Source organism: Streptomyces glaucosporus (assembly GCF_039533345.1).
Lineage (GTDB): Bacteria > Actinomycetota > Actinomycetes > Streptomycetales > Streptomycetaceae > Streptomyces > Streptomyces glaucosporus.
The window spans coordinates 66,640-87,067 of the sequence record NZ_BAAATJ010000001.1 but is presented as its reverse complement, the minus strand read 5'-3'; the positions used below and the strand labels follow the sequence as shown (position 1 = coordinate 87,067).

Annotated in this window: 16 protein-coding genes; 8 read left to right on the top strand and 8 right to left on the bottom strand. The window is 74.3% G+C overall.

Annotation, left to right across the window (positions count from 1 at the left end; translation table 11 throughout):
* Nucleotides 1–104 precede the first annotated feature (104 nt).
* Entirely contained in the window at nucleotides 105–551 is a 447-nt protein-coding gene (locus ABD358_RS00350; RefSeq protein ID WP_344628729.1) for a hypothetical protein, read from the bottom strand.
* Between the two features lie 117 nt (nucleotides 552–668).
* Between ABD358_RS00350 and ABD358_RS00345 the strand changes: the two genes are divergently transcribed.
* From ABD358_RS00345 to ABD358_RS00335, 3 genes are all read left to right on the top strand, one after another.
* Nucleotides 669–1,490, top strand: a complete 822-nt coding sequence (locus ABD358_RS00345) for an MmyB family transcriptional regulator (protein WP_344628728.1) — start codon at nucleotides 669–671, stop codon at nucleotides 1,488–1,490.
* Between the two features lie 85 nt (nucleotides 1,491–1,575).
* A complete protein-coding gene (locus ABD358_RS00340; protein ID WP_344628727.1) occupies nucleotides 1,576–2,256 on the top strand; it encodes an enoyl-CoA hydratase-related protein in 681 nt (226 codons plus the stop codon).
* A 1,215-nt stretch (nucleotides 2,257–3,471) separates the two neighbouring features.
* The gene (locus ABD358_RS00335; RefSeq protein WP_344628726.1) at nucleotides 3,472–6,471 is read left to right on the top strand and encodes an AfsR/SARP family transcriptional regulator; all 3,000 of its coding nucleotides are present in this window, start codon (nucleotides 3,472–3,474) and stop codon (nucleotides 6,469–6,471) included.
* A 10-nt stretch (nucleotides 6,472–6,481) separates the two neighbouring features.
* Here the strand turns inward: ABD358_RS00335 and ABD358_RS00330 are convergent, their stop codons facing one another.
* Nucleotides 6,482–6,751 carry a hypothetical protein gene (locus tag ABD358_RS00330; protein WP_344628725.1) on the bottom strand — a complete coding sequence of 90 codons (270 nt, stop codon included), beginning with the start codon at nucleotides 6,749–6,751 and terminating at the stop codon, nucleotides 6,482–6,484.
* A 178-nt stretch (nucleotides 6,752–6,929) separates the two neighbouring features.
* Between ABD358_RS00330 and ABD358_RS00325 the strand changes: the two genes are divergently transcribed.
* The 5 genes from ABD358_RS00325 (at nucleotide 6,930) to ABD358_RS00305 (ending at nucleotide 11,677) form a co-directional block, all read left to right on the top strand.
* Complete coding sequence (locus ABD358_RS00325; RefSeq protein WP_344628724.1) at nucleotides 6,930–7,595, top strand: LuxR C-terminal-related transcriptional regulator; 666 nt, start codon at nucleotides 6,930–6,932, stop codon at nucleotides 7,593–7,595.
* 326 nt (nucleotides 7,596–7,921) lie between these two features.
* Nucleotides 7,922–8,989, top strand: a complete 1,068-nt coding sequence (locus ABD358_RS00320) for an IS701 family transposase (protein ID WP_344628723.1) — start codon at nucleotides 7,922–7,924, stop codon at nucleotides 8,987–8,989.
* A gap of 44 nt (nucleotides 8,990–9,033) precedes the next feature.
* Entirely contained in the window at nucleotides 9,034–10,263 is a 1,230-nt protein-coding gene (locus tag ABD358_RS00315) for a cytochrome P450 (RefSeq protein WP_344628722.1), read from the top strand.
* Nucleotides 10,264–10,343: 80 nt separating this feature from the next.
* The gene (locus ABD358_RS00310; RefSeq protein ID WP_344628721.1) at nucleotides 10,344–10,976 is read left to right on the top strand and encodes a TetR/AcrR family transcriptional regulator; all 633 of its coding nucleotides are present in this window, start codon (nucleotides 10,344–10,346) and stop codon (nucleotides 10,974–10,976) included.
* The gene (locus ABD358_RS00305; protein WP_344628720.1) at nucleotides 10,973–11,677 is read left to right on the top strand and encodes a GAP family protein; all 705 of its coding nucleotides are present in this window, start codon (nucleotides 10,973–10,975) and stop codon (nucleotides 11,675–11,677) included. Before ABD358_RS00310 ends, ABD358_RS00305 begins: the two co-directional genes overlap by 4 nt.
* A gap of 84 nt (nucleotides 11,678–11,761) precedes the next feature.
* On the opposite strand, the gene ABD358_RS00300 is transcribed toward ABD358_RS00305, so the two are convergent.
* The 6 genes from ABD358_RS00300 to ABD358_RS00275 form a co-directional block, all read right to left on the bottom strand.
* Nucleotides 11,762–13,930 carry a prolyl oligopeptidase family serine peptidase gene (locus ABD358_RS00300; RefSeq protein ID WP_344628719.1) on the bottom strand — a complete coding sequence of 723 codons (2,169 nt, stop codon included), beginning with the start codon at nucleotides 13,928–13,930 and terminating at the stop codon, nucleotides 11,762–11,764.
* A 45-nt stretch (nucleotides 13,931–13,975) separates the two neighbouring features.
* Complete coding sequence (locus ABD358_RS00295) at nucleotides 13,976–14,215, bottom strand: acyl carrier protein (protein ID WP_344628718.1); 240 nt, start codon at nucleotides 14,213–14,215, stop codon at nucleotides 13,976–13,978.
* 109 nt (nucleotides 14,216–14,324) lie between these two features.
* The gene (locus ABD358_RS00290; protein WP_344628717.1) at nucleotides 14,325–16,106 is read right to left on the bottom strand and encodes a fatty acyl-AMP ligase; all 1,782 of its coding nucleotides are present in this window, start codon (nucleotides 16,104–16,106) and stop codon (nucleotides 14,325–14,327) included.
* A 59-nt stretch (nucleotides 16,107–16,165) separates the two neighbouring features.
* Complete coding sequence (locus tag ABD358_RS00285; protein WP_344628716.1) at nucleotides 16,166–17,284, bottom strand: glycoside hydrolase family 5 protein; 1,119 nt, start codon at nucleotides 17,282–17,284, stop codon at nucleotides 16,166–16,168.
* Nucleotides 17,285–17,364: 80 nt separating this feature from the next.
* On the bottom strand, nucleotides 17,365–19,071 hold the full coding sequence (locus ABD358_RS00280) for a thiamine pyrophosphate-binding protein (protein ID WP_344628715.1): 1,707 nt from the start codon (nucleotides 19,069–19,071) through the stop codon (nucleotides 17,365–17,367).
* Nucleotides 19,068–20,354 carry an aldehyde dehydrogenase family protein gene (locus ABD358_RS00275; protein ID WP_344628714.1) on the bottom strand — a complete coding sequence of 429 codons (1,287 nt, stop codon included), beginning with the start codon at nucleotides 20,352–20,354 and terminating at the stop codon, nucleotides 19,068–19,070. Before ABD358_RS00275 ends, ABD358_RS00280 begins: the two co-directional genes overlap by 4 nt.
* Between the last annotated feature and the right edge of the window lie 74 nt (nucleotides 20,355–20,428).

Sequence of the window (20,428 nt, the reverse complement as noted above, 5' to 3'; positions counted from 1 at the left end):
CGGAGGGTCGAGTGGACCGGTTCCTCGTCCGGGCGGGGCTATGCACCTCCAGCCGGGGTGCGCGCGTCCCGCCGGGGTGTGCGCGTCCCCTCGCCGGCCGCGCGTCAGAGCCCGGCGTCCTCCAGCCGGCGCCGTCCCGCGTACTCCAGCCCGGCGTAGACCGCGACCACCGCCGCTCCGGTCAGCATGAACGCGGTGCCCGGGCCGGTGAGCGGCAGCGCGCCCGAGAACGTGAGGATCAGCAGGGCCGCGCAGGACAGCGCGTTGCCCGCGACGACGGCCGCGGACAGGCGCGGCGGGATCCGCGGGTATCCGGCGATCAGACCCAGCGCGGCGGCCCCGCCCAGCATGGCGACCCCGAACGGGACGGACCAGGCGAGGGGCAGGCCCAGCGGGCCGTCCAGCAGCCCGCCCCCGGCCAGCAGGACGACGCCGAAGAGGGCGGTGCTCCACCCGTCGACCCGCAGGACGGTGCGCAGCAGGGCGTCCGGTGCGGGGCCTTCCCCGGCCGGACGCCGGGCGGCGGGTGCGGTGGTCGTACGGGCGCTCATACGGGTCTCCTCGCTCCGTGGGGGCGGTCGCGGCCACGGTGGCACCGCCGGGGGCATGGACTCAATGACCTCCGGGGTCATGGCCGCCGCGACCGCCGGACGGCTACCCTCCCGGCCATGGACGCGGAACGGACGTCGCGCGTGGGGGCCCTGCTGCGGGAGTGGCGCCGCCGCCGCAGGCTCAGCCAGCTCGACCTGGCCCACCTGGCGGACACCTCGCCGCGCCACCTGTCCTGCGTGGAGACCGGCCGCGCCCGCCCGAGCCGGGCGATGGTGCTCCGCCTGTCCGCGGCCCTGGACGTCCCCCTGCGCGAGCGCAACACCCTGCTGCTGGCCGCCGGCCACGCGCCGGAGTACCGGGAGAGCGGCCTGGACGACGAGGGCATGGCGTCGGTCCGCGCCGCGCTGGAGACGATGCTGACCGCCCACGAGCCGTACCCGGCGGTGGTGGTCGACCGCCGCTGGGACGTGGTGACCGGCAACCGGGCCATGTCCGTCCTCATGACGGGCGTCCCGCCCCGCCTGCTGGAGCCGCGGCCGAACGTGTTCCGCCTGACGCTCCACCCCGAGGGGCTGGCGCCGCGCCTGGCCAACCTCGCCCAGGTCCGGTCCCTGTTCCTGGAGCGGCTGCTCCGCCAGGTCAACGCCACCGGCGACGCGGAGCTGCGCGCCCTGTACGAGGAGGTGCGCCGGTACCCGGCCCTTCCCGGCGAGGAGGGAACCGGCGGGGACCCGGCGGCCCCGCCGGGTCCGGTGCAGGTGCCGCTGCGGGTCCGCACCCCGCTGGGCGAGCTGTCGATGTTCAGCACCATGGCCACGTTCGGAGCCCCGGCCGATGTGACGCTCTCGGAGCTGGCGATCGAGCTGTTCTACCCCCTGGACGAGTTCACCGAGCGGTCCCTCCGCGCACTGGGGGCGGAGTCCGGGGCCGCTGGGTAGGATGCCGCCCGTATGGTTACTGTCCGGTAGGTTCTTGTCCGCGGCGAGCGGACGGGTGCCGTCCCCCCGCCCGAAGGAGCTGCTCATGCCCACACTGGAGCGCCAGGACGACGTCTTCGTCCTCGACCTCGGAGACAGCGAGAACCGCTTCCACCCGGACTGGATCGCCGCGGTCAACGCCCACCTGGACGAGGTGGAGCGGGCCGAGGGCGCCCGCGCCCTGGTCACGACGGCGACCGGCAAGTTCTACTCCAACGGTCTCGACCTCGACTGGCTCTTCGCCCACGCCGACCGGGCCCACGACTACGCCGCGAGCGTCCACGAGCTGCTGGCGCGGACGCTGACCCTGCCCGTGGTCACCGTGGCCGCCCTCCAGGGGCACACCTTCGCGGCCGGCGCGATGTTCTCCCTGGCCCACGACTTCCGCGTGATGCGCGAGGACCGCGGCTACTGGTGCCTGCCCGAGGCCGACATCCACATCCCCTTCACGCCGGGCATGTCCGCGCTCATCCAGGCCCGCCTGGCCCCGCAGACCGCCCACGAGGCCATGGTCACCGCCCGCCGCTACGGCGGCCGGGACGCCCTCGCCGCGGGGATCGTGGACCGCGCGGTGGCCGAGGACGCCGTCCGCGCCACGGCCCTGGAGATCGCCGGATCGCTGACGTCCAAGGCGAGCGCCACCCTCGGCACGATCAAGACCCGGATGTACGGGCCGGCCGTCGAGGCGCTGCGCGACAAGGACATCCCGCTCTCCTTCGGCGGCTGAGCCGCCGGGCCGCCGGGAGGCCCGGCGGCCCGGCACCCGGTGTGTTCCGTTGCGCGGCGGCTCGGGTGGTCCGGGCCGCCGCGCCCGGGCGGTCCGCTTGCCGCCCGCCCAGCGTGCCGGCCGCTCGGCGGCCGGGGCCCCCGGCGCGGTACACGGTCGGCGCGCTGTGCGGCGACCGGGTCGCGGAGGGCGGAACCGCGAGGCAGGAGGGCGGGTTCCACAGCGTCCGCTTCGGCCGGCGGACCGGCGGGGACGGTCGCCGCCGTCCCGCGCCCGCGGAGACCTTCGCCCTCCGGGTGTTCGAGGCGTACCACGCCCGCAGCCTGACCGGTCCGTCGCTCGCGGCGGTCCTCCTCTCCGCCGGGCAGCCGCTGGAGCGGCTCGTCGCGGACATCGTCGAGGCGGGCCGGGCGGCCGGGCGCACGGCGCCGGGCATCGACCGGCGGCACGAGCCGACCCGCTGGTGGCGGGGGTCACGGGGCTGGGCGTGGACATCCTCCGCGGACGCCGCTCACCGGCGGACGCGCAGGCGGTGCTGGACTACCACCTGGCCCGGATCTCCCCCGCGGACATCGGCGCGCGGCCGGGCGGATGGGCGCCACCGGGCCGGCGTCCGGACTCCGGGCGCCGGCTCCGGGCCGACGTGGCCGTGGACCGTCGGTCCGTCCGCTCGAAGCGAAGGCCGGGCACCGTGCCGGGGCCGGCGGGTAGCCGGAGCAACTTCCCTAGTACGCAAGCAAGTTGACAGGACGTCGACTTTCGGCCACCGGGTGCCGGGGAGCTCCGGAGCGGGGGCGCGGCGGAACCGGACGGCGGCGGCGGACAACGGGGCGTCAGGACGTCCGCCCAAGTGAACTCCCGTTGAATTCACGGCACTTGGAGAGCGGCAAGTGCAAGGGAGAACCGGGGAGTGGACCCGGAATCACGCGGCGTGCACACGGACTGTGATCATCCGTTTACAAAACGATGATTGGCTCAGGGCCAGTCATCTGGCAGGTTGTGTGGAGCGTGTGAAGCGGGAGACGTCGGTGCATGTGAAGATTGGCGCGATCAGGCGGCGCATTGTCCATGACCCCTGGTCAAGTCATGCGGAAAGTCGGCGATTCATGACCATTTCTTGACGAACTCTATGCGGTCCCTCGGGGAGCCCTCAGGGTCTCGAACCCGTGGAGGTCGGTGGACCGCTGGAGGCAGGGGGGACTTCTGTTGTGTCGCTTGTCCTTCAAGGTGCTCGGACCGCTTCAGGCAGAGGTGGACGGAGAGCGCATCCGGCTGGGCGGCACGCGGCAGCGCACCGTACTGGCGATGCTGCTGCTCGCACCGGACCGGGCCGTGTCCGTGGAGGCCCTGACGGAGGCCGTCTGGCAGGGCGCCCCGCCGGCGACCGCCCGTAACCAGATAGCGATCTGCATGACCGCGCTCCGCCGGATCTTCCGGGACGCGGGCGTCACCGGCACCCTGATAGAGACCGTGCCCAACGGATACATCCTCCACCTGGGCGACCACCGGCTCGACCTGCTGGAGATGGAGACGCTGGCCGCCGAGGCCAGGCGCCAGGCGCGGGAGGGACGGCTCGGCGAGGCGGCGCAGACCTTCGAGCAGGCCCTCGCCATGTGGTACGGCCCGGCCCTCGACGGTCTCTCCGGAGGCCGCGTCGAACAGGCCACCGCCCGGCTGACGGAGACGTGGCTCGACGTGAGCGAGGAGTACGCGGCGCTGCAACTGCAGCTCGGCCAGTACCGCCCCGTGGTGTCCAGGCTCACCGACCTCGTCAAGAAGTACCCCCTGCGGGAACAGGCCCGGCTCCACCTCATGGAGGCCCAGAGGCGCTCCGGCCGGCGCGGCGACGCCCTGGAGACCTACCGGGAGGGCCGCCGGGTGTTCATCGAGGAACTGGGGATCGAGCTCGGACAGGCGCTCCAGGAACTCCACCGCCGCATCCTGCAGGAGTCCGACGAGACCGACGCGAGCGGATGGCAGCACCCCGGGACCGGTACGGCGGCGACCGTCACCGCCGCGCCCGCCCAGCTCCCGGCCTCGCCCGCCTCGTTCACCGGACGCGCCGAGGAGATCGCCACCCTGGACCGGCTCCTGCACGTCCTGGAGGGGCAGCGGCCGCCGGCCATCGCGGTGCTCAGCGGGGTGAGCGGCGTGGGCAAGACGGCGCTGGCCGTGCACTGGGCCAACCGCGTCGCGCAGAACTTCCCGGACGGCAACCTCTTCATCGACATGCGCGGCTACCACGAGCACGAGGAGCCCGTCTCGCCGATGAGCGCCCTGGAGCGGTTCCTGCGCGCCCTGGGCGTGCCCAGCTCCCAGATCCCGGACGACCTCCAGGAGAGGGCCGCCTACTACCGCAGCGTGCTGGACGGCAGACGGGCGCTGATCGTGCTGGACAACGTGCGGTCGCTCGCCCAGGTGCTGCCGCTGCTGCCGGGCGACGGCGACTGCTGCGTGCTCGTCACCAGCAGGGACTCGCTCGAGTACCTCTGCGGGGACTACGCGGTGGTGCGGATCGGCCTCAAGCCCCTCGCCCCCGACGAGGCGGTCCGGATGCTCGCCGCGACCATCGGACACGGACGCATCACGGCGGACCCCGACATGGCGGAACGCCTCGTCACCCTGTGCGGCCGGCTGCCGCTCGCCCTGCGCATCGCCGGCGCGCAGCTGGCCACCAAACCGCACCGCTCCCTGGCCCAGCTGGTGAGCCGGCTGGAGGACCGGCACCGGCGGCTGGACCTGCTGAGCCCCAACCACGGCGGTGTACGGGCCGGTTTCCGGCTCAGCTACCGGGAACTGCCGCTCGCCGCCGCCCGGATGTACCGCCGCCTCGGACTCCTCGCCGTACCCGATTTCTCCGCCTGGGTGGGGGCCGCGGTGCTCGACATGGACGTCGAGCAGGCCGAGGACCTGATGGAACAACTGGTCAACGCGCAGCTGCTGGAAGTGGAGCCCGGACCTCCGAGCGCTCTGCCCCGCTTCCGCTTCCAGAACCTGCTGCGGCTGTTCGCCTGGGAGCGGGCCCAGGAGGAGGACTCACCGGCCGAGCGGGAGGCGGCCCTGGACCGCGCGTTCGGCATGTGGCTCGCCCTGGCCGACCACGCGCACGAGCGGCTGAGCGGACGGGGGCACCTCGCCCCGCTCCGGGACACCCTCGTGGCGAAGCTCCCCGACCACCGCGTCGAGGCGCTGGTGCCCGACCCCATCGAGTGGTTCGAGTCCGAACGGCTCGCCATCACCGACGTGGTCCGGCAGTGCGCACAGTCCGGACGCACCGCGACCGCCTGGGCCCTGGCGGTCCGCGCCATACCGCTCTACGAGATGCGCGACCACCCCGAGGACTGGCGGGGAGTGGCCGAGTGCGCGCTGGAGGCGGCCCGCGAGGCCGATGACGTGGCGGGCATCGGGACCATGCTGCGCTCACTGGGCGCGGCTGCGCTCTACCAGCGGCGGCACCAGGAGGCGGAATCGTTCCTGCGGGACGCGATGGTCGCCCTGGAGAAGACCGGCGACACGCACGGCTGTGCCATCACGCTGCGCAACCTCGCCCTGTGCGCCCGGTTCACGGGCGATCTCGACCGGGCGGCGCGGCACTGCCGCGAGGCCCTCGGCCTGTTCGCCGGCACCGAGGACCTCGCCGGGCGCGCGCACGCCCTGGGACTGCTCGCCCAGATCGAACTGGAGCGCGGCGACGTGCAGTTGAGCATCACACTGACCCGCGAGGCCATCGTGATCAGCCGCGAGGCCGACTCGCTGCGCGGCGAGACGCAGAACCTCTACCGGCTCTCCGAGGCGCTGCTCAGGGCGGGCGAGTGGTCGGACGCCGAGCGGACCGGCCACCGGGTGGTCGAACTGACCCGTGCGCAGGGGGATCGCCTCGGAGAGGCGCACGGGCTGCGGGTGCTGGGCGAGGCGCGGTGGCGACGGAGCCTCCCCGTGGAGGCGGAGGCGTCCCTCGCCGAGGCGCTGTCGGCGGCGCGGGACGTGGAGGACAGGTTCCTGCAGGCCCGCGTCACCGTGGACCTGGCCTGCGCGCTGGCCGTCCGGGGCGGGGAGGGGGCGCGGGAGCGGCTGGAGGCGGCCGGGGCGGAGTTCCGCGCGCTGGCCGCCTGCCTGTGGGCGGAGCGCACCGGCCGGCTCCTGGAGGTGCTCCGCGGATTCGGCCCGGGGGAGCCCGTCCCCCCGAGCCTGCTGGCGGGTGCGCTCGACGGGTGAGGCCCGGCGCTCAGCGCGTCCAGGGAAGGTCGTCGAGCCCCTTCCCCGGGCCCGGCTCCAGCTCCACGTCCAGATCCAGGTCGACGTCCACGTCCACCGGGCCGATGTCCGGAAGATCCGGCAGGGGGAGCGCGGGCAGGTCGGGGAGCGGCAGGGTCCAGGGCAGGTCGTGCGGACGTTCCGGCTCGCCGCCGTGGGCGGCGGCGGAACCGGCGGAGAGCGACAGACTCAGCAGTACGGTGCTGCCGACGACGGCCAATGCGGCGCATGTTCTGCGCATCACGTCCTCCTCGTGGGTGGTGCCGGGCCTTGATCGGCAATCTAGCGAAGTCCTCTTTCGGCCCTGTTTTGCTTCGCTTTCGATTTCCGGAGGCCGCGAAAAGAGGCCGAAAATCGACGGTCGCTAGGGTCTGGGCCGTGTCGATCTGAGGTTCGATGTGCAGAGGCGGTACCGGGGGATGACGATCAAGCTGCTGGTCGCGCATGCCGAGGGGCTCACGCGTACGGGAATCGTGCAGATCCTTCAGACGGCGGGCGACATGGCCGTTGTGGCGCAGGCGGCCACCCGCCACCAGATGACGAGGCTCACCGCGCTCTGCCGTCCCGACATCGTGGTGATGGACGGCGGCAGCGGGGAGTTCTGCGAACCGGAGGCGATCAGGGAAACGATCGGGACACCCGCCGACGTCCTCCTGCTCACCCCGCCCCGGCTCGACGGCAGGCTGCTGCGCGCGCTGGAGGCGGGAGCGGTCGGGTTCGTGCCGATGGACTCGACGGCACGGGAACTGCACAACGCCGTGCGGCTCATCGCCGGCGGGAACGGGTTCATGGACCCGACCATCATCAGACCGCTCACCCGGGTGATCAGCCGTCGGACGGCCCGGGAGGCGGAACCGTCCGACGACCGGATCTCCGCCCTGCTGACCCCCCGTGAGCGGCAGGTGCTCGCCTTCATCGGCCAGGGGCTGCCGAACGCGCGGATCGCGCAGCAGCTCATGGTGTCCGAGAACACGGTGAAGACGCACGTCAGCCGGTTGCTCGCGAAACTCGGGCTGCACAGCCGGGTGGAGGCCGCCCTCGCCGTCAGGGACGGCTGGAACGGCCGGGCCACCCTGCCCGGCTGAGCCCCGGTCCCCCGGAAGCCCCGGGGAAGCCCTCCCGGGGGTTCCCGGGCCGGCCGCCGGTCCCCGTGACCGGCGGCCCTTTCGTGTCCCGGCGCCCGCGCGGACGCCCTCGCACCGGGCGGGCCCGCCCGGCCCGGAGGGCACCGGACCCGAACCGGAACGCGCCGCGGGCACCGCGCGGGACCCGCCGGAGTCGTCGGGAGGGGTGATCCGGCGTAGTCCCAAGGGTTACCCCCCTTTCCCTCTTCCTCCGTATCGCGTGGGCCCCCCTCCGCTGGTGTGATTCCTGTGGCCGACCAGTGAGAGCGGAATGGAGGCGAGCGCGTGTGGAGGAGATAGCGGAACTGATCTCGCACCGGTTCGTCCGGGCGGAACCGCGCCGGCGCGTGGTGGCGTACATGGAGGGACTGCTGTCCCACGCCCAGCGCAAGAACGCCTTCGCCCTCGCCTCCCACGCGCGCGAGGTGGGGCCCGACGGGATGCAGCGGCTGCTGCGCACCGCGAAGTGGGACCCGCACGCCGTCCGGGACGACCTGCGCACCTACGTCATGCGGCACACCCGGGAGGAGGGGAGTGACGGAGTGCTCGTCGTCTCCCCTGAGGTCTTCGTCAAGAAGGGCAGGCACTCGGCGGGCGTCGCCTGGCAGTACTCCAGCCGCCACGGGCGCATGCAGAACTGCCAGATCGGCCTCTTCCTCGGGCACGTCTCGGCACGCGGCGCCGGAATCGTCGACCGGGAGCTCTATCTCCCCCGGGAATGGCTGGACCGTGGGACCCCCGGCATAGTCCACGGGGTCCCGGAGGGGTCCGGGTACACCGCGAAGGCGGGACTGAGCCGGCGGATGATCGCCCGGGCGCTCGAGTCCGGCCTGCGGTCCCCCTGGGTGTCCGTCCCCGACGACGACCTGTGGGACGAGGAGCTGCGGACCTGGCTGGACGGCCTGAACGTGCCCTACGTCCTGAGACTGCGGCCGGACGACGCGGCGGCGCTGGCGCCGCGGGGGACGGCGGGCGAGCCCCTCCGCGCCCCGGGGCGGAGGGGCTCCGGGCCCGGCCTGAACACGCTTCCCTGGCAGACCGTACGGCTGCGCAGGACGTCCGGCGAACGCGCCCTGTGGCTGCTGACGCACCACCCGGCGCCGTCCGAGCGGCCCGCGTCCTTCCTCTGCTCCGGGCCGGCCGGCACGGCCATCCCGGAATTCATCCGCGCGGTGCGGGCGCAGGCGACGGCACGGCGGTGCCTCGACGCGCTCAGAAGCGACGCCGGGCTGCACGAGTACCAGGTGCGCACGGTCACCGGCTGGTACCGGCACACGACCCTGTCGCTCCTCGCCCACGCCTTCCGGTCGTTCGCGCCGGGAGGGCGCCCCCGGGCCGTCGACGTGCCCGCCTGACCCGCGCCGGTCCAGTCCACCCCACGCGACCCAAGGAGACCGACATGTCCGGACCCTCCCCGTCCCCCGCCCCCACCGCACCGCCCACGGGCCCGTTCGACGAACTGTTCGCCTGGGGCGACCGGATGAGAGCGGCCGGCGAGACGGTGGTCTTCGACGAGGCGGTGGGCGTGTGGCACGTCTTCGGGTACGAGGAGGCCAAGCACGTCGTCACCGCGCACGAGACCTTCTCCAGCGAGTTCCCCGCGCCGGAGGAGGAGCTGTCCATCTTCTCCACCGGCAACTTCGCGCTGATGGACCCGCCACGGCACCGGAAGTTCCGCAACCTGGTGGGCAGGGCGTTCACCCCGCGCAGCGTCGCGCTCCTGGAGCCCAGGGTCGCGCGGCTGGCGGAGGAGATCCTCGACGAGGTCCCGGCCGGCGAGGTGGTGGACTACATGGAGGTCTTCGCGTCCCGGCTGACCACGCAGGTCATCGCCGAGCTGCTGGGCATGGAGCCGGAGCACCGGGAGAAGCTGCGGACCTGGTCCGACCGGCTGCTGTCGCAGAACCGCACGGGCCTGGACGTGTCGCCGGAGGTCCTCGCGGAGATCGGCCGGACCGCCGGGGAGGTGGACGGCTTCCTCCGCGCGGAGATGCGCCGGCGGCGCGAGACGCCCGGCACGGACCTGATCAGCGGCCTGGTCGGGGCGGAGGTGGACGGCGAGCGGCTGAGCGACGAGGAGATCGTCGGCGTGGTGACGCTCTTCGTGATGGGCGGCCACGTGACCACCACCTCGCTGCTGACCAGCGCGGCGCAGTGCCTCGACGAGTTCCCCGACGTGGTCGGGCGGCTGGCGGCCGACCGGTCCCTGCTGCCCTCGGCGATCGAGGAGGTCGTCCGCTACCGGCCGCCCTTCTCGCGGGTGGTGCGCAGGTGCGCCGTCGACACCGAGCTGGCCGGGCATCGGATACCGGCCGACGCGGTGGTCGTGGTGTGGCTGACGTCGGCCAACTTCGACGGGGCGGTGTTCGCCTCCCCGGAGCGGTTCGACATCACGCGCACACCCAACCCCCACCTCGGATACGGGCACGGGGTGCACTTCTGCCTGGGCGCTCCGCTGGCCCGGATGGAGGCGCGCGTCGCGCTGAACGCGCTCCTGGACCGCGGTGTGCGCGTCACCGTGCAGGGGGACGGTGCTCCCCGCGAGGCGTACGACCCCTTCGGCGGGATCCTCTCGCTGCGGAGCCTGCCCGTGGTCTTCGAGAAGGGGCGGACCGGTGGAGAGGCGTGAGGGACGGGCCCGGAAGGGGGCGCCCGGAGCCGGGGACCACGCCGTTGACCCCCGTTGGATTAAGACTTTAATCTAACGGAGTGCCACGTCATGCCGACCCTGCGGAACGACGTCGTCAGGTGGCCGGGGCCCTGCTGCGCGTGGTGGAGGCCGAGGGGCTGGAGGCCGCGAGCATCCCGCGCATCGCACGCGAACTCGGCGCCACCACCGGACTGGTGCAGACGTACTTCCGCAGCAAGGACGAACTGCTGCTCTTCGCCGTGCGCCACCTCGGCGAGCTGACGAACGCCCGGATCGCGGCCGTGCTGGAGGACCACCGCCGGGCCGGTCTCAAGGAACAGCTCCTGCTCGCGCTCGGTGTGCTCACCGGAGCGGACGAGGGGACCGGCTCCGAAGCCAGGATCTGGCTGGCCTTCCTCGCCCGTGCCGCTTTCCACCCGGCGCTGCGGGAGCTCCACGCGGCCGGCGCCCGCGAGATCCGCGACCGGTGCCGGGAGACCCTCGCCCACGCCCGGCGCCTCGGCCTGCTCCCCCCGGACCGGGACGTCGAGGCCGAGGCGCTCGCGCTCGCCGCCTTCGCCGACGGCCTGGCCGTCCAGCGTGCCGTCGAGCCGGAGCTGATGAGCGCCGAGCGGGTGCGGGACCTGCTGCGTCGGTACCTCGACCGCCTCATCGACGACGAGCCCGACCCCCACCAAGGAGAACACCGTTGAGCACTGCGTTGCTGCTGTCGCTGGCCGGCCTGGCCCTGCTGGACAGCACCAGCCTGGGGACCCTGTTCATCCCCGTGTGGCTGCTGCTGTCGCCCTCACGGTTCAACGCCGGCAAGGTCCTCGTCTACCTGACCACCATCGCGGTCTTCTACTTCGGCGTCGGCCTGCTCGTCGTGCTCGGCGCCGGCACGCTGTTCTCCGCGGCCGGCGAGGCGCTGGACGGCGAGGCCGCCCTGTGGGTCCAACTCGTCCTCGGCATCGGCCTGTTCGCGCTGAGCTTCCGCTTCGACCCCAAGCGGCGCAAGGGCGACGGCGGCGTCGGACGGTGGAAGGAGCGCGCCGGCGCCCGCTCCTCCGCCCGGTGGATGGTGGGGCTGGCGCTGCTGGCCGGGCTGGTCGAGGTGGCGACCATGCTCCCGTACCTCGGCGCCATCGGCATGCTGACCACCTCCGGTCTCGACGGCGCCGCGGTCGTGGCGCTGCTGGCCGGCTACTGCGCCGTCATGGTGGTGCCGGCCCTGGCGCTGCTGGGCGCCCGGGTGATGGCCCGGGCGCGGGTGGAGCCGCTGCTGGAGCGCATGAACGCCTGGGTCTCGAAGAAGGCGGGCGGCGCCACGGGCTGGGTGCTGGCCATCGTCGGGTTCCTCGTCGCGCGGGACGCGGCCGCGCGGCTGTGGTTCCCGGAGGCGTTCGGCGTCTGACGCGCGCCGGACACGGCGACGGGCACCGGCCGATCCGGCCGGTGCCCGTCGCCGTGTCCGGCGCGCGGCCCCGAAGGCGGCGCCTCAGCCCCCGGCGCCCCCGGGTCCGGCCTCCGGCGGCGTCGCGGGCTCCAGCCCGGTGACGGCCGCGAGGAAGGTCAGCACGTCGGCGGCGAACCCGATCGCGCTGCTCTGCGACCGCGCGCCGTGCCCCAGGTCCTCCCGGCGCAGCAGCACGTCGCCGGGGTTCACGGCGGCGTGCTGGAGGGCCGCGCACATCTTGCGGGCGTGCAGCGGATCGACCCGGGTGTCGTTGTCGAAGGCCGAGAGGAGCACGGCCGGGTACCGCAGGCCCTCGCACACGTTGTGGTACGGCGAGTAGGCCAGCAGCCAGTCCAACTCCTCCGGGACGCTCGCGCTGCCGTACTCGTGCACCCAGGCCGGGCCCAGCCCGAACCGCTCGTAGCGGACCATGTCGAGCAGCGGGGCCGCGCTGCTCACCGCCCCGTACAGCTCCGGGTGCTGCACCGCGGCGGCGCACACCAGCAGACCGCCGTTGGAGGTGCCGGTGACGGCCAGCCGGTCGGGCGTCGTCCAACCGTGCCGGACCAGCCACCGGGCCGCCGCGTGGAAGTCGTCGATGGACTGCTGCTTGGACTCCCGCGCGCCCGCGCGGTGCCAGCTCTCCCCCCGCTCGCCGCCGCCGCGGATGTGCGGCTCGGCGAAGACGCCGCCCGACCGGACCCAGGCCAGGACCTCCGGCCCGTGGTACGGACGCGCCTGGACGCCGAACCCGCCGTAGCCGCGCATCAGCACGGGGCGGGGCCGGCCCGGGACGGCGTCCCCCGTGCCCGTGCCGTCCGGCGCGTCGTCCGGGACGACCAGGGCCATGGTCACCAGCACCCCGTCGTTCGAGGGGTACTCGACGCGCAGGGTGGTCACCCCCGCCGCCCGGCCGTCCGCCGCCCCGTCCGGCACCGGGCCGGTGCCGCGGCCGGGAACCGGCCACGGGGCCACCGTGCCGTCGGACGCGTCGTACCGCAGGACGTGCCGGGGCGTGACGTAGTCCGTGTAGCAGAACCAGGCCTCCCGGCCGCCGCCGGGCCGCACGGACAGCCGGGAGACCGTCCCGGCCCCCGGCAGCGCGACCCGGTCCACGAGGCTGCCCGTCACGCGGTCGTGCAGCGTGAGTTCGCCGCACGCCTCCCGCGACCAGAGGACGAGGAGCAGCGGACGGTCGTCCGGGCCGTCGACCGGCACCACCTCCTGGAGCACCGCGCCGGCCCGCTCGCCGATCACCTGGCGCAGGCCGGAGTCGGGGTCGCGGGGGTCGAGGACGCACAGGCGCCGCCCGTCGGCGCCGTGGCCGGTCAGCACCCAGGCCGTCCCCTCCCTGTCGACCCACAGGGAGGAGTCGGCGCCCTCGCCGGCCCGCACCGGGCGGAAGGAGGGCGCCTCCAGCGGGCCGCGGGCCAGGTCCGCGAGCCACAGCCGGGTGCCCGGCCGGTCGCCGGAGCGGACGCTGAGGGCCAGCCGGTGTCCGCGCTCGTCGACCGACAGCCCGTACGACACGCTCCCCTCCGTCTCCTCCTCGAAGACGACGGGGTCCGTGTCCGGGTCGGTGCCGAGCCGGTGCCAGTGCACCCGCCGCCGGAGCCCGGGCCCGCCGGCGGACGCGGGCCGCCGCACGTAGTAGTAGCCGGACCGGCCCGGCACCCAGACGGGCGCCGGGCCGCGGGTGCGGTCCACCGGGTCCTCGACGAGGTCCCCCGTCTCCACGTCGAACACGTGGAGACGGGGCTCCTCCAGGCCGTCGGAGGACAGCTGGCAGGCCAGCAGGGAGCCGTCGGGGGACGGCGACCAGGCACCGAGGACGGTGCGGCCGGAGGGGGCGAGCCGCGCCGGGTCGACCAGGATCCGCGCCGTCCCGTCCGGGCCGGCGACGCACAGCACCGGATGCTCCCGGCCGGGACGCAGGTCCTCGAAGAAGCAGCGGTCCGCCCGCCAGACGGGACTGTCGGTCGCCCCCGCGCCGGCCAGCGACCGCACCAGCCTCTCCCAGGACCGGCGCTCGCCGCGCGAGCGCACGGCGGCGTCGAACCGCTCCTCCTGGAAGCGGAGCCACTTCGCGGTCCGCTCGGAGGATGCGTCCTCCAGCCAGCGGTAGGGGTCCGCGACCAGGTGCCCGAACAGGCGGTCCACCGTGTCCTCCCGCGGGGCGAGGGGTTCCGCCGGACGAATCGGTTCTCCCATCCTCTCTCCCGTCCCTCGTGTGCCGGCCGCGGTCCCGTGCGGCCCCTACAGCTGCCCGGCGATGAAGTCCGCCATGGCGCCGACCGTCTTCAGGCTGCCGAGCGCGTCGTCCGGGATCTTCACGGAGAACTTCTCCTCCACCGTCACCCCGAGCTCCACCAGCTCCAGGGAGTCGATGTCCAGGTCCTCCATGAAGGACTTCTCCGGAGCGATGTCCTCCAGGTCGACGGAGGCCACGTCCGAGATGACGATGGCGAGGTTCCGGAAGACTTCTTCGTTGGTCATGACGACTCTCTCCTCGACGGTTTCGTGGATGTGGACGGTTGCGTGGACGTGGGCGGCTTCGAGGTTCCTCGAGCGCCGGAACTGCCGGACGACCGCGCGGTGGGGCCCGTCACGGGGCTGCGACGGGCTGCGCGCCGAGGGCGGTCAACTCGCCGCGCACGTAGTGGTCGCGGCACAGGCCGCGCTGGACCTTTCGGCTGCTGGTGCGGGGGATGCCCCCCCAGGGGGTCAGCACGACGTCGCTCAGCGCGATGCCGTGCCCGTCGGAGACCGCGCGGCGCACGTCGGCCCGGACCCGGTCCGCGTCGACGCCCTCCTGGCGCCTGATCTCGACGACCGCGACGACCCGCTCGCCGCCGTCGGCGTCGACGGAGAAGACCGCCGTCCCCCCGGAGCCCAGGCCGTGCGGCTCCAGCGCGGACTGCACGGTGGCCTCCACATCGGCGGGATCGTGGTTCCCGCCGCCGACGATGACCAGGTCCTTCAGCCGCCCGGCGATGAACAGCTGGCCCTCGTGGAGGAAGCCCAGGTCGCCGGTGCGCAGCCACTCCCCCAGCACCGGCTCCCCGTCGCGCCCGGTGCAGCGGGCCCGGAAGACCTCCTCGGTGCGCTCGGGGCGGCGCCAGTAGCCGTCGGCGACGTTGGGGCCCTGGACCCAGATCTCGCCGACCCTGCCCTCCCCGGCCTCCACGCGGCTGTTCGGGTCGACGATCCTGATGTGGACGTCCTCCAGGGGCACCCCGCAGGCCACCATCCGGCGGCTCGCCGGGGCGCCGTCCGGGCGGGGCTCGACCCTGCCGTCCGCGAGCGCCGCGCGGTCGAAGGAGTGCACCAGGTCGGGCTTGTTCTCGGCGGGCGGTCCGGTGACGCCCAGCGTCGCCTCCGCCAGTCCGTAGGACGGGCCGTCGAGCCCCTCGCGGAGCCCGCAGGAGGCGAAGGCCCGGTTGAACCGGTCCATGCTGTGCGGCCGCACCGTCTCGCTGCCGTTGACCAGGCCCTCCAGGCAGCTCAGGTCCAGGGTGCGCTTCTGCGCCTCGGAGACCCGGTCGACGCACAGCTCGTAGGCGAAGTTGGGCCCTCCGGTCCAGACCGCCCGGAAGTCGCTGACGAGCCGCAGCCAGCGGTAGGGCGACTGGATGAAGTCGGTCGGGCCCAGGTGCACCGAGTGGACGCCCGCGGCCAGCGGCACGGCCAGCCCCATGACCAGACCCATGTCGTGGAAGAACGGGACCCAGCTGACGATGGCGCTGCGCGGCTTGAGGTAGACGGTGACGTTCGCGATCTGCCACACGTTGGCGGCCAGATTGCCGTGGGTGACGCGGACCCCGCTGGGAGCGCCGGTGGACCCCGAGGTGTACTGCAGGTACGCCAGGGAGCCGGCGGAGATCCGCGGCTCCCGCCAGTGCCGGGCGTCCTCCTCGGCGAGCTCGTCGATGACCAGGAGCCGGGGGCGTTCGGGGAGCGCGTCCAGCAGCGGGGTGACGCGGTCCGCGGTCCGCTCCGTGGTGAGCACCAGCGCCGGTTCGGCGTCCGCCAGGACGGAGCCGATCCGGTCGCGGGTGCGGTGGACGTCGGGCGCGGGCAGCGGCACGGCCACCAGCCCCGCGTAGAGGCACCCCAGGAAGGCCAGCACGTACGAGATCTCGTGCGGGCACACCACCGCGACCCGGGACCCCTCCGGGGCCCGTGCCTGCAGGGCGGCGGCCACCGCGCGGGCCCGGCGGTCCAGTTCGGCGTAGGTCATCGTCCGGATCCGGCCGTCGGGGTCCCGCGCGTAGTCCGCGAAGGAGACGGCCGGATCGTCTCCGGAGGTGCGGGCCAGTTCCCGGACCCTTGCCACCAGTCCGTCCGCGCGCACGTCGACGGCGGCCGGGTCGGTGTCGGTCTGCACTGCTGAACTCCTCTCGGTTCCCGTGCGGTGGTCTGTGTCGGTGCCGGCCGGCGCCGGTGTCAGTGCTTCTGCAGGAGGCGGAGCATCTCGCGGTCCAGCAGCCGGCCGTGCCAGTCCTCGTACGCGACGTCGGAGCGGCCGGAGTCGAGCACTCCGAACGGGCCGCGGAGGTTCCACAGCGCGTAGCCGATGCCGTGGTCGGTCAGCAGGCCCAGCAGGTCGTCCAGCCAGGGCAGCACCACGTGGTGCGGCACCTTGTTGTGGGCGCCGGTCTCGCCCGCGTGCACCCCGATCCCGGCGTCGGCGAGGTCGAGCCAGGGCCGGAGCGAGGCGGCGAGCCGGTCGCGGTCCCAGCGCGCCTCGCCGATGACGCCCCGCTCCCGCATCAGCCGCTCGGCGGCCCCGTCCGCCCCGCCGGGGGCGGGCGGCAGGTCCATCGGCCAGGCGGGCGGATTGCCGGTCAGGTCCAGCCCCTGGGGGGAGTACTCGCAGCGGTGGTGGGACAGGGCGAGCGGCGCGAACGCGTGGAGGCTCTGCGCCACGCCGCGCTCGGCGCACCACTGGGCGGGGACCGGGGTGTAGGCCCAGTCCAGGCCCTCCACGAGGACCAGCCGGTCGGGGTCCACGGCCCGGATCGCGTCGACCGCCGCGGCGTACACCGCGAGGATGTCGTCGTCCCCGAGGGCCGGCACGAGCGCGGTGGCCGGCGGCTCGTTGACGATGTCGAAGCTCAGCCGCTCGGAGGGCACGCCCCGGTAGCGCTCGGCCAGGACCTTCCAGAGGTGGACGAACAGGTCGCGGGAGCGGAAGGGGTCGTCCGCCCACAGGGTGCCGGGCTCCGGCTCGTTGTACGGGTACCCGAAGTTGGTGTGGCCCGGGGCCCGCCACAGGTTCAGCGAGACGTGCACGCCGTGGGTCTCGCCGTACTCCACGACGCGGTCCAGGATGGCCAGCCGCTCCTCGGGGTAGTGCCGGCGCTCCCCGTCCCCGACGAAGAGGAGGTAGGAGAACGGAACCCGGGCGAAGTCGAACCCCCACTCGCTCATCCAGCGGAAGTCGTCCTCGCTGACCCGGTGGTCGTCCATGGGCATCAGCTCGTTCCAGCGGGAGCTGGTCGAGAACATCTGGTGAAGGTTGAAGCCCCGCCACCGGGGCAGAGCGGTGCGGCCTGTCGCCATCGCGTCCCTCCTGGTCTTCGAATCTCCCGGTCCTCCCGCCGCCGGCGACCGAACGGGCCGTCCCGCGGGGAACCGCGCGGTCAGTGGCCGGCGGCCCGGATCCCCAGCGGCACGTCGTCGTCCGGCACCGGCACGCGGACGACCGAGAACCGCCCCTTCCGGGCCTGTTCGGCGGCCTGCCGCAGCGTCCCGGCCAGTGCTTCCGGACCGTCGACGACGGCCCCCGTGCCGCCGAAGGCGGTCGCGATCTCCTCCGGGGGCGCGGCGGCCTCCCAGACGGTGGTGGCCAGGACGCCGTCCGGCCGCCCGGCGCGCAGCCGCCGGGGCCAGCCGAAGCCCCCGTTGTCGAGGACCACCACGATCACGCCCAGGCCGTGCCGGCGCAGGGCGTCGAGCGCCCCCACGCTCATCCGGAAGGCGCTGTCGCCGGTGACCAGCAGCGTCGGCCGGTCCGGGCGGGCCAGCGCGGCACCGAGCGCGGCGCCGAGACCGAAACCCATCAGGGTCTGCTCGCCGGGGCAGACCACCGCGGACTCCCGGCCGAGGGCGAGCACCGGGTAGTGGTAGCTCCAGATGTCGTGCAGCCCGTTCTCCTGGACCAGGGTGAACCCGTCGCCCAGTTCCCGCCCCGCGGCGCGCAGCACCGCGCGCACCGGGGAGGCCGCGAAGTCCGCGGCGGCGTGCTCGAACTGGGCGCCGGCGACGCGCCGCTGGAGCGCGGACCACGCGGCGTCCGGCTCGGGCGGCTCGGCGGCGAGCCGGGCCACGAGTTCGTCGACGACCAGGCCCGCGTCGCCCAGCAGGGGGAACTCCACCGGGCAGCCCTCCCCGAAGGCGGCGGCCCGCGGATCGACCTGGACGACCCGCGCGGTCCGCCAGGAGTCCCAGCCCATCCGGGCCGTCTCCTCCAGCCGGCTGCCGAGGAGCAGCAGGGTGTCCGCGCCGTCCAGGAGTTCACCGGCCGGCGGGGTGGTGTAGAGGCCGAGGAGACCGAAGGCCCGCTCGTGGTTCTCGTCGAGGGCGCCGCGTCCGGCGGCGGTGGTGAACACCGGGCAGGCGAGCAGGTCGGCGAGGGCCCCCAGGCCGCGCACGTCCGACCAGCGGGTGCCCCCGCCCGCCACGACGAGGGGACGGCGCGCGGCGCGCAGCGCGGACGCCGCGGCGTCGAGGTCGGCCGCCGGCGGCAGCGAACGCAGGGGGAGCACCGGGGGACCGGCCGGGGGCAGCTCCACCTCGCAGCGCGTCACCTCGTCGGCGATCTCCAGCACGGTCAGGGCGGGGCCGCCGTCCACGGCCAGCCGGACGGCGCGGCGGACGGCCCACACGAGCTGCTCCGGCCGCTCGACCAGGTGGGTCCAGCCGGCCAGGGACTCCACCATGCGCCGCTGCTCCAGGTACTGGAACGCGCCCTGCCCGATGTGCTCCGCCGGGACGCGGGTGGTGATCACCACCAGCGGGACGGACAGCGACGCCGCCTCCAGCAGGCCGGCCACGGCGTTGGCGAACGAGGGGCCCGAGTTCAGGGCCAGGACGACCGGCTCCCGCCGGGCCACCGCGTATCCGGCGGCGGCGCAGGAGGCGATCCGCTGGTCGCCGACGATCCGCACCTCCAGGTCGGGCAGGGCGCAGGCGGCGTCCACCAGACCGGGATCGTCGGAGGGCAGGCCCAGCACCATGCGCACGCCGGCGTCCGCGAGGGTGTGCGCCACCGCCTGCCAGCAGCCGGCCCGGGCGGGACGGCCCGGGGTGCGGGGGGCCGCCGGGCCCGCCTGGTTCACCGCGTTCACCAGCGCTCCCCCGCGATCCGGTCCCGGCCCGGTCCGAGCTCCGCCGACAGCAGCAGCGGCCGGGCCACCGTGGCCCCGCCCGTCCGGACGTGACTGGCCTCCGGCCCGTACCCGCCCAGGGGCTCGTTGCCGTTCTCCGCGTCCAGCGCGGTCCGCTCCTCCAGCACCACGCTGGTGCCCGCGCGGGCACCGCGCACCGCGTCCTCGCCGTACACCGAGACGTACATCCCGCGTCGGCGCTCGGCCGGGGAGTCCAGCCAGCGGGCGACGTCCTCCCCGGCGGAGTACCGCATCACGCAGACGACAGGAGCGAAGAACTCCGGCGGGGAGAACGACGGGTCCCAGGGCAGGTCCAGCACGGTGGGCTCGACCAGCCCGGTCGCGAGGTCCACCCGGCCGCCGGCGACCACCCGGCCGGCGTGGGCGCCGAGGAACCCGGCCGTCTGCTCCACCGCGTCCGGGTAGCTCAGCGGGGCCACCGTGGTCCGCGGGTCGTCGAGGGGGCCGACGGACACGGCGGCCAGACCCTCCCGCAGCGCCGTCACCAGGTCGTCGGCCACGTCGTCGTGGGCGAAGACGACGTCGGGGCAGAGGCAGTCCTGGCCGGAGTTGTACATGCGGGTGCGCAGGACGTCCTCGGCGACGCGCTTGACGTCGCACTCCGGCCCCGCGACGACCGGGTTGGGCCCGGAGCCGAAGGCCAGGAAGAGCGTGCGGTCCGACAACCGGCCCCCCACGTCGAAGGCGTTCTCGGGGCGTCCGTTGAAGACCACCGCCTCGGACCGGGCGCACCGGTCGAGGAACTGCCGCTGGGTCACGGAGACCATCTCGACGGGCAGCCGCCCCCGGAAGAGGGGGTCGGAGGCGATGATCCGGTGGATCTCCCGGGCCTGCTCCGCGACCCGCTGGGACGGCCGCATCACGATCCGCTCGGAGTACAGGGCCGGGATCAGCCCGAACAGCACGTACGAGTAGAGGATGTTGTTCGAGGGCAGGAAGACCCCCAACTCGCCGATGGCGCGCGGCCGGTGGGCGGCGAGTTCCCGCCCGGCCCCGCGCAGCGCGGACAGCGAGTTCCCGATCTCGTCGACGGCCGCGGTTCTCGTGGCGATCGTCACCAGTGTGTCGACCAGTTCCCCGCGGTTGCGCCACAGCACCTCGGCGGAGTCCTCCGCGAACCGGTCGTCCCGGACGCGGAGCGGGGCCTCACCGCCTTCCGGCGGTCCCATCACCGCGGCCGCGGTTCCGCGCGGCGGCGGCATGTCTGCCGGTGATTCGGACACGTCTCCTCCTCAACTCGGATCACCTGCTGTCGGACGGCGTCTCGGGGAACGGCGCGCGGGCCCGGGCCGGCGGG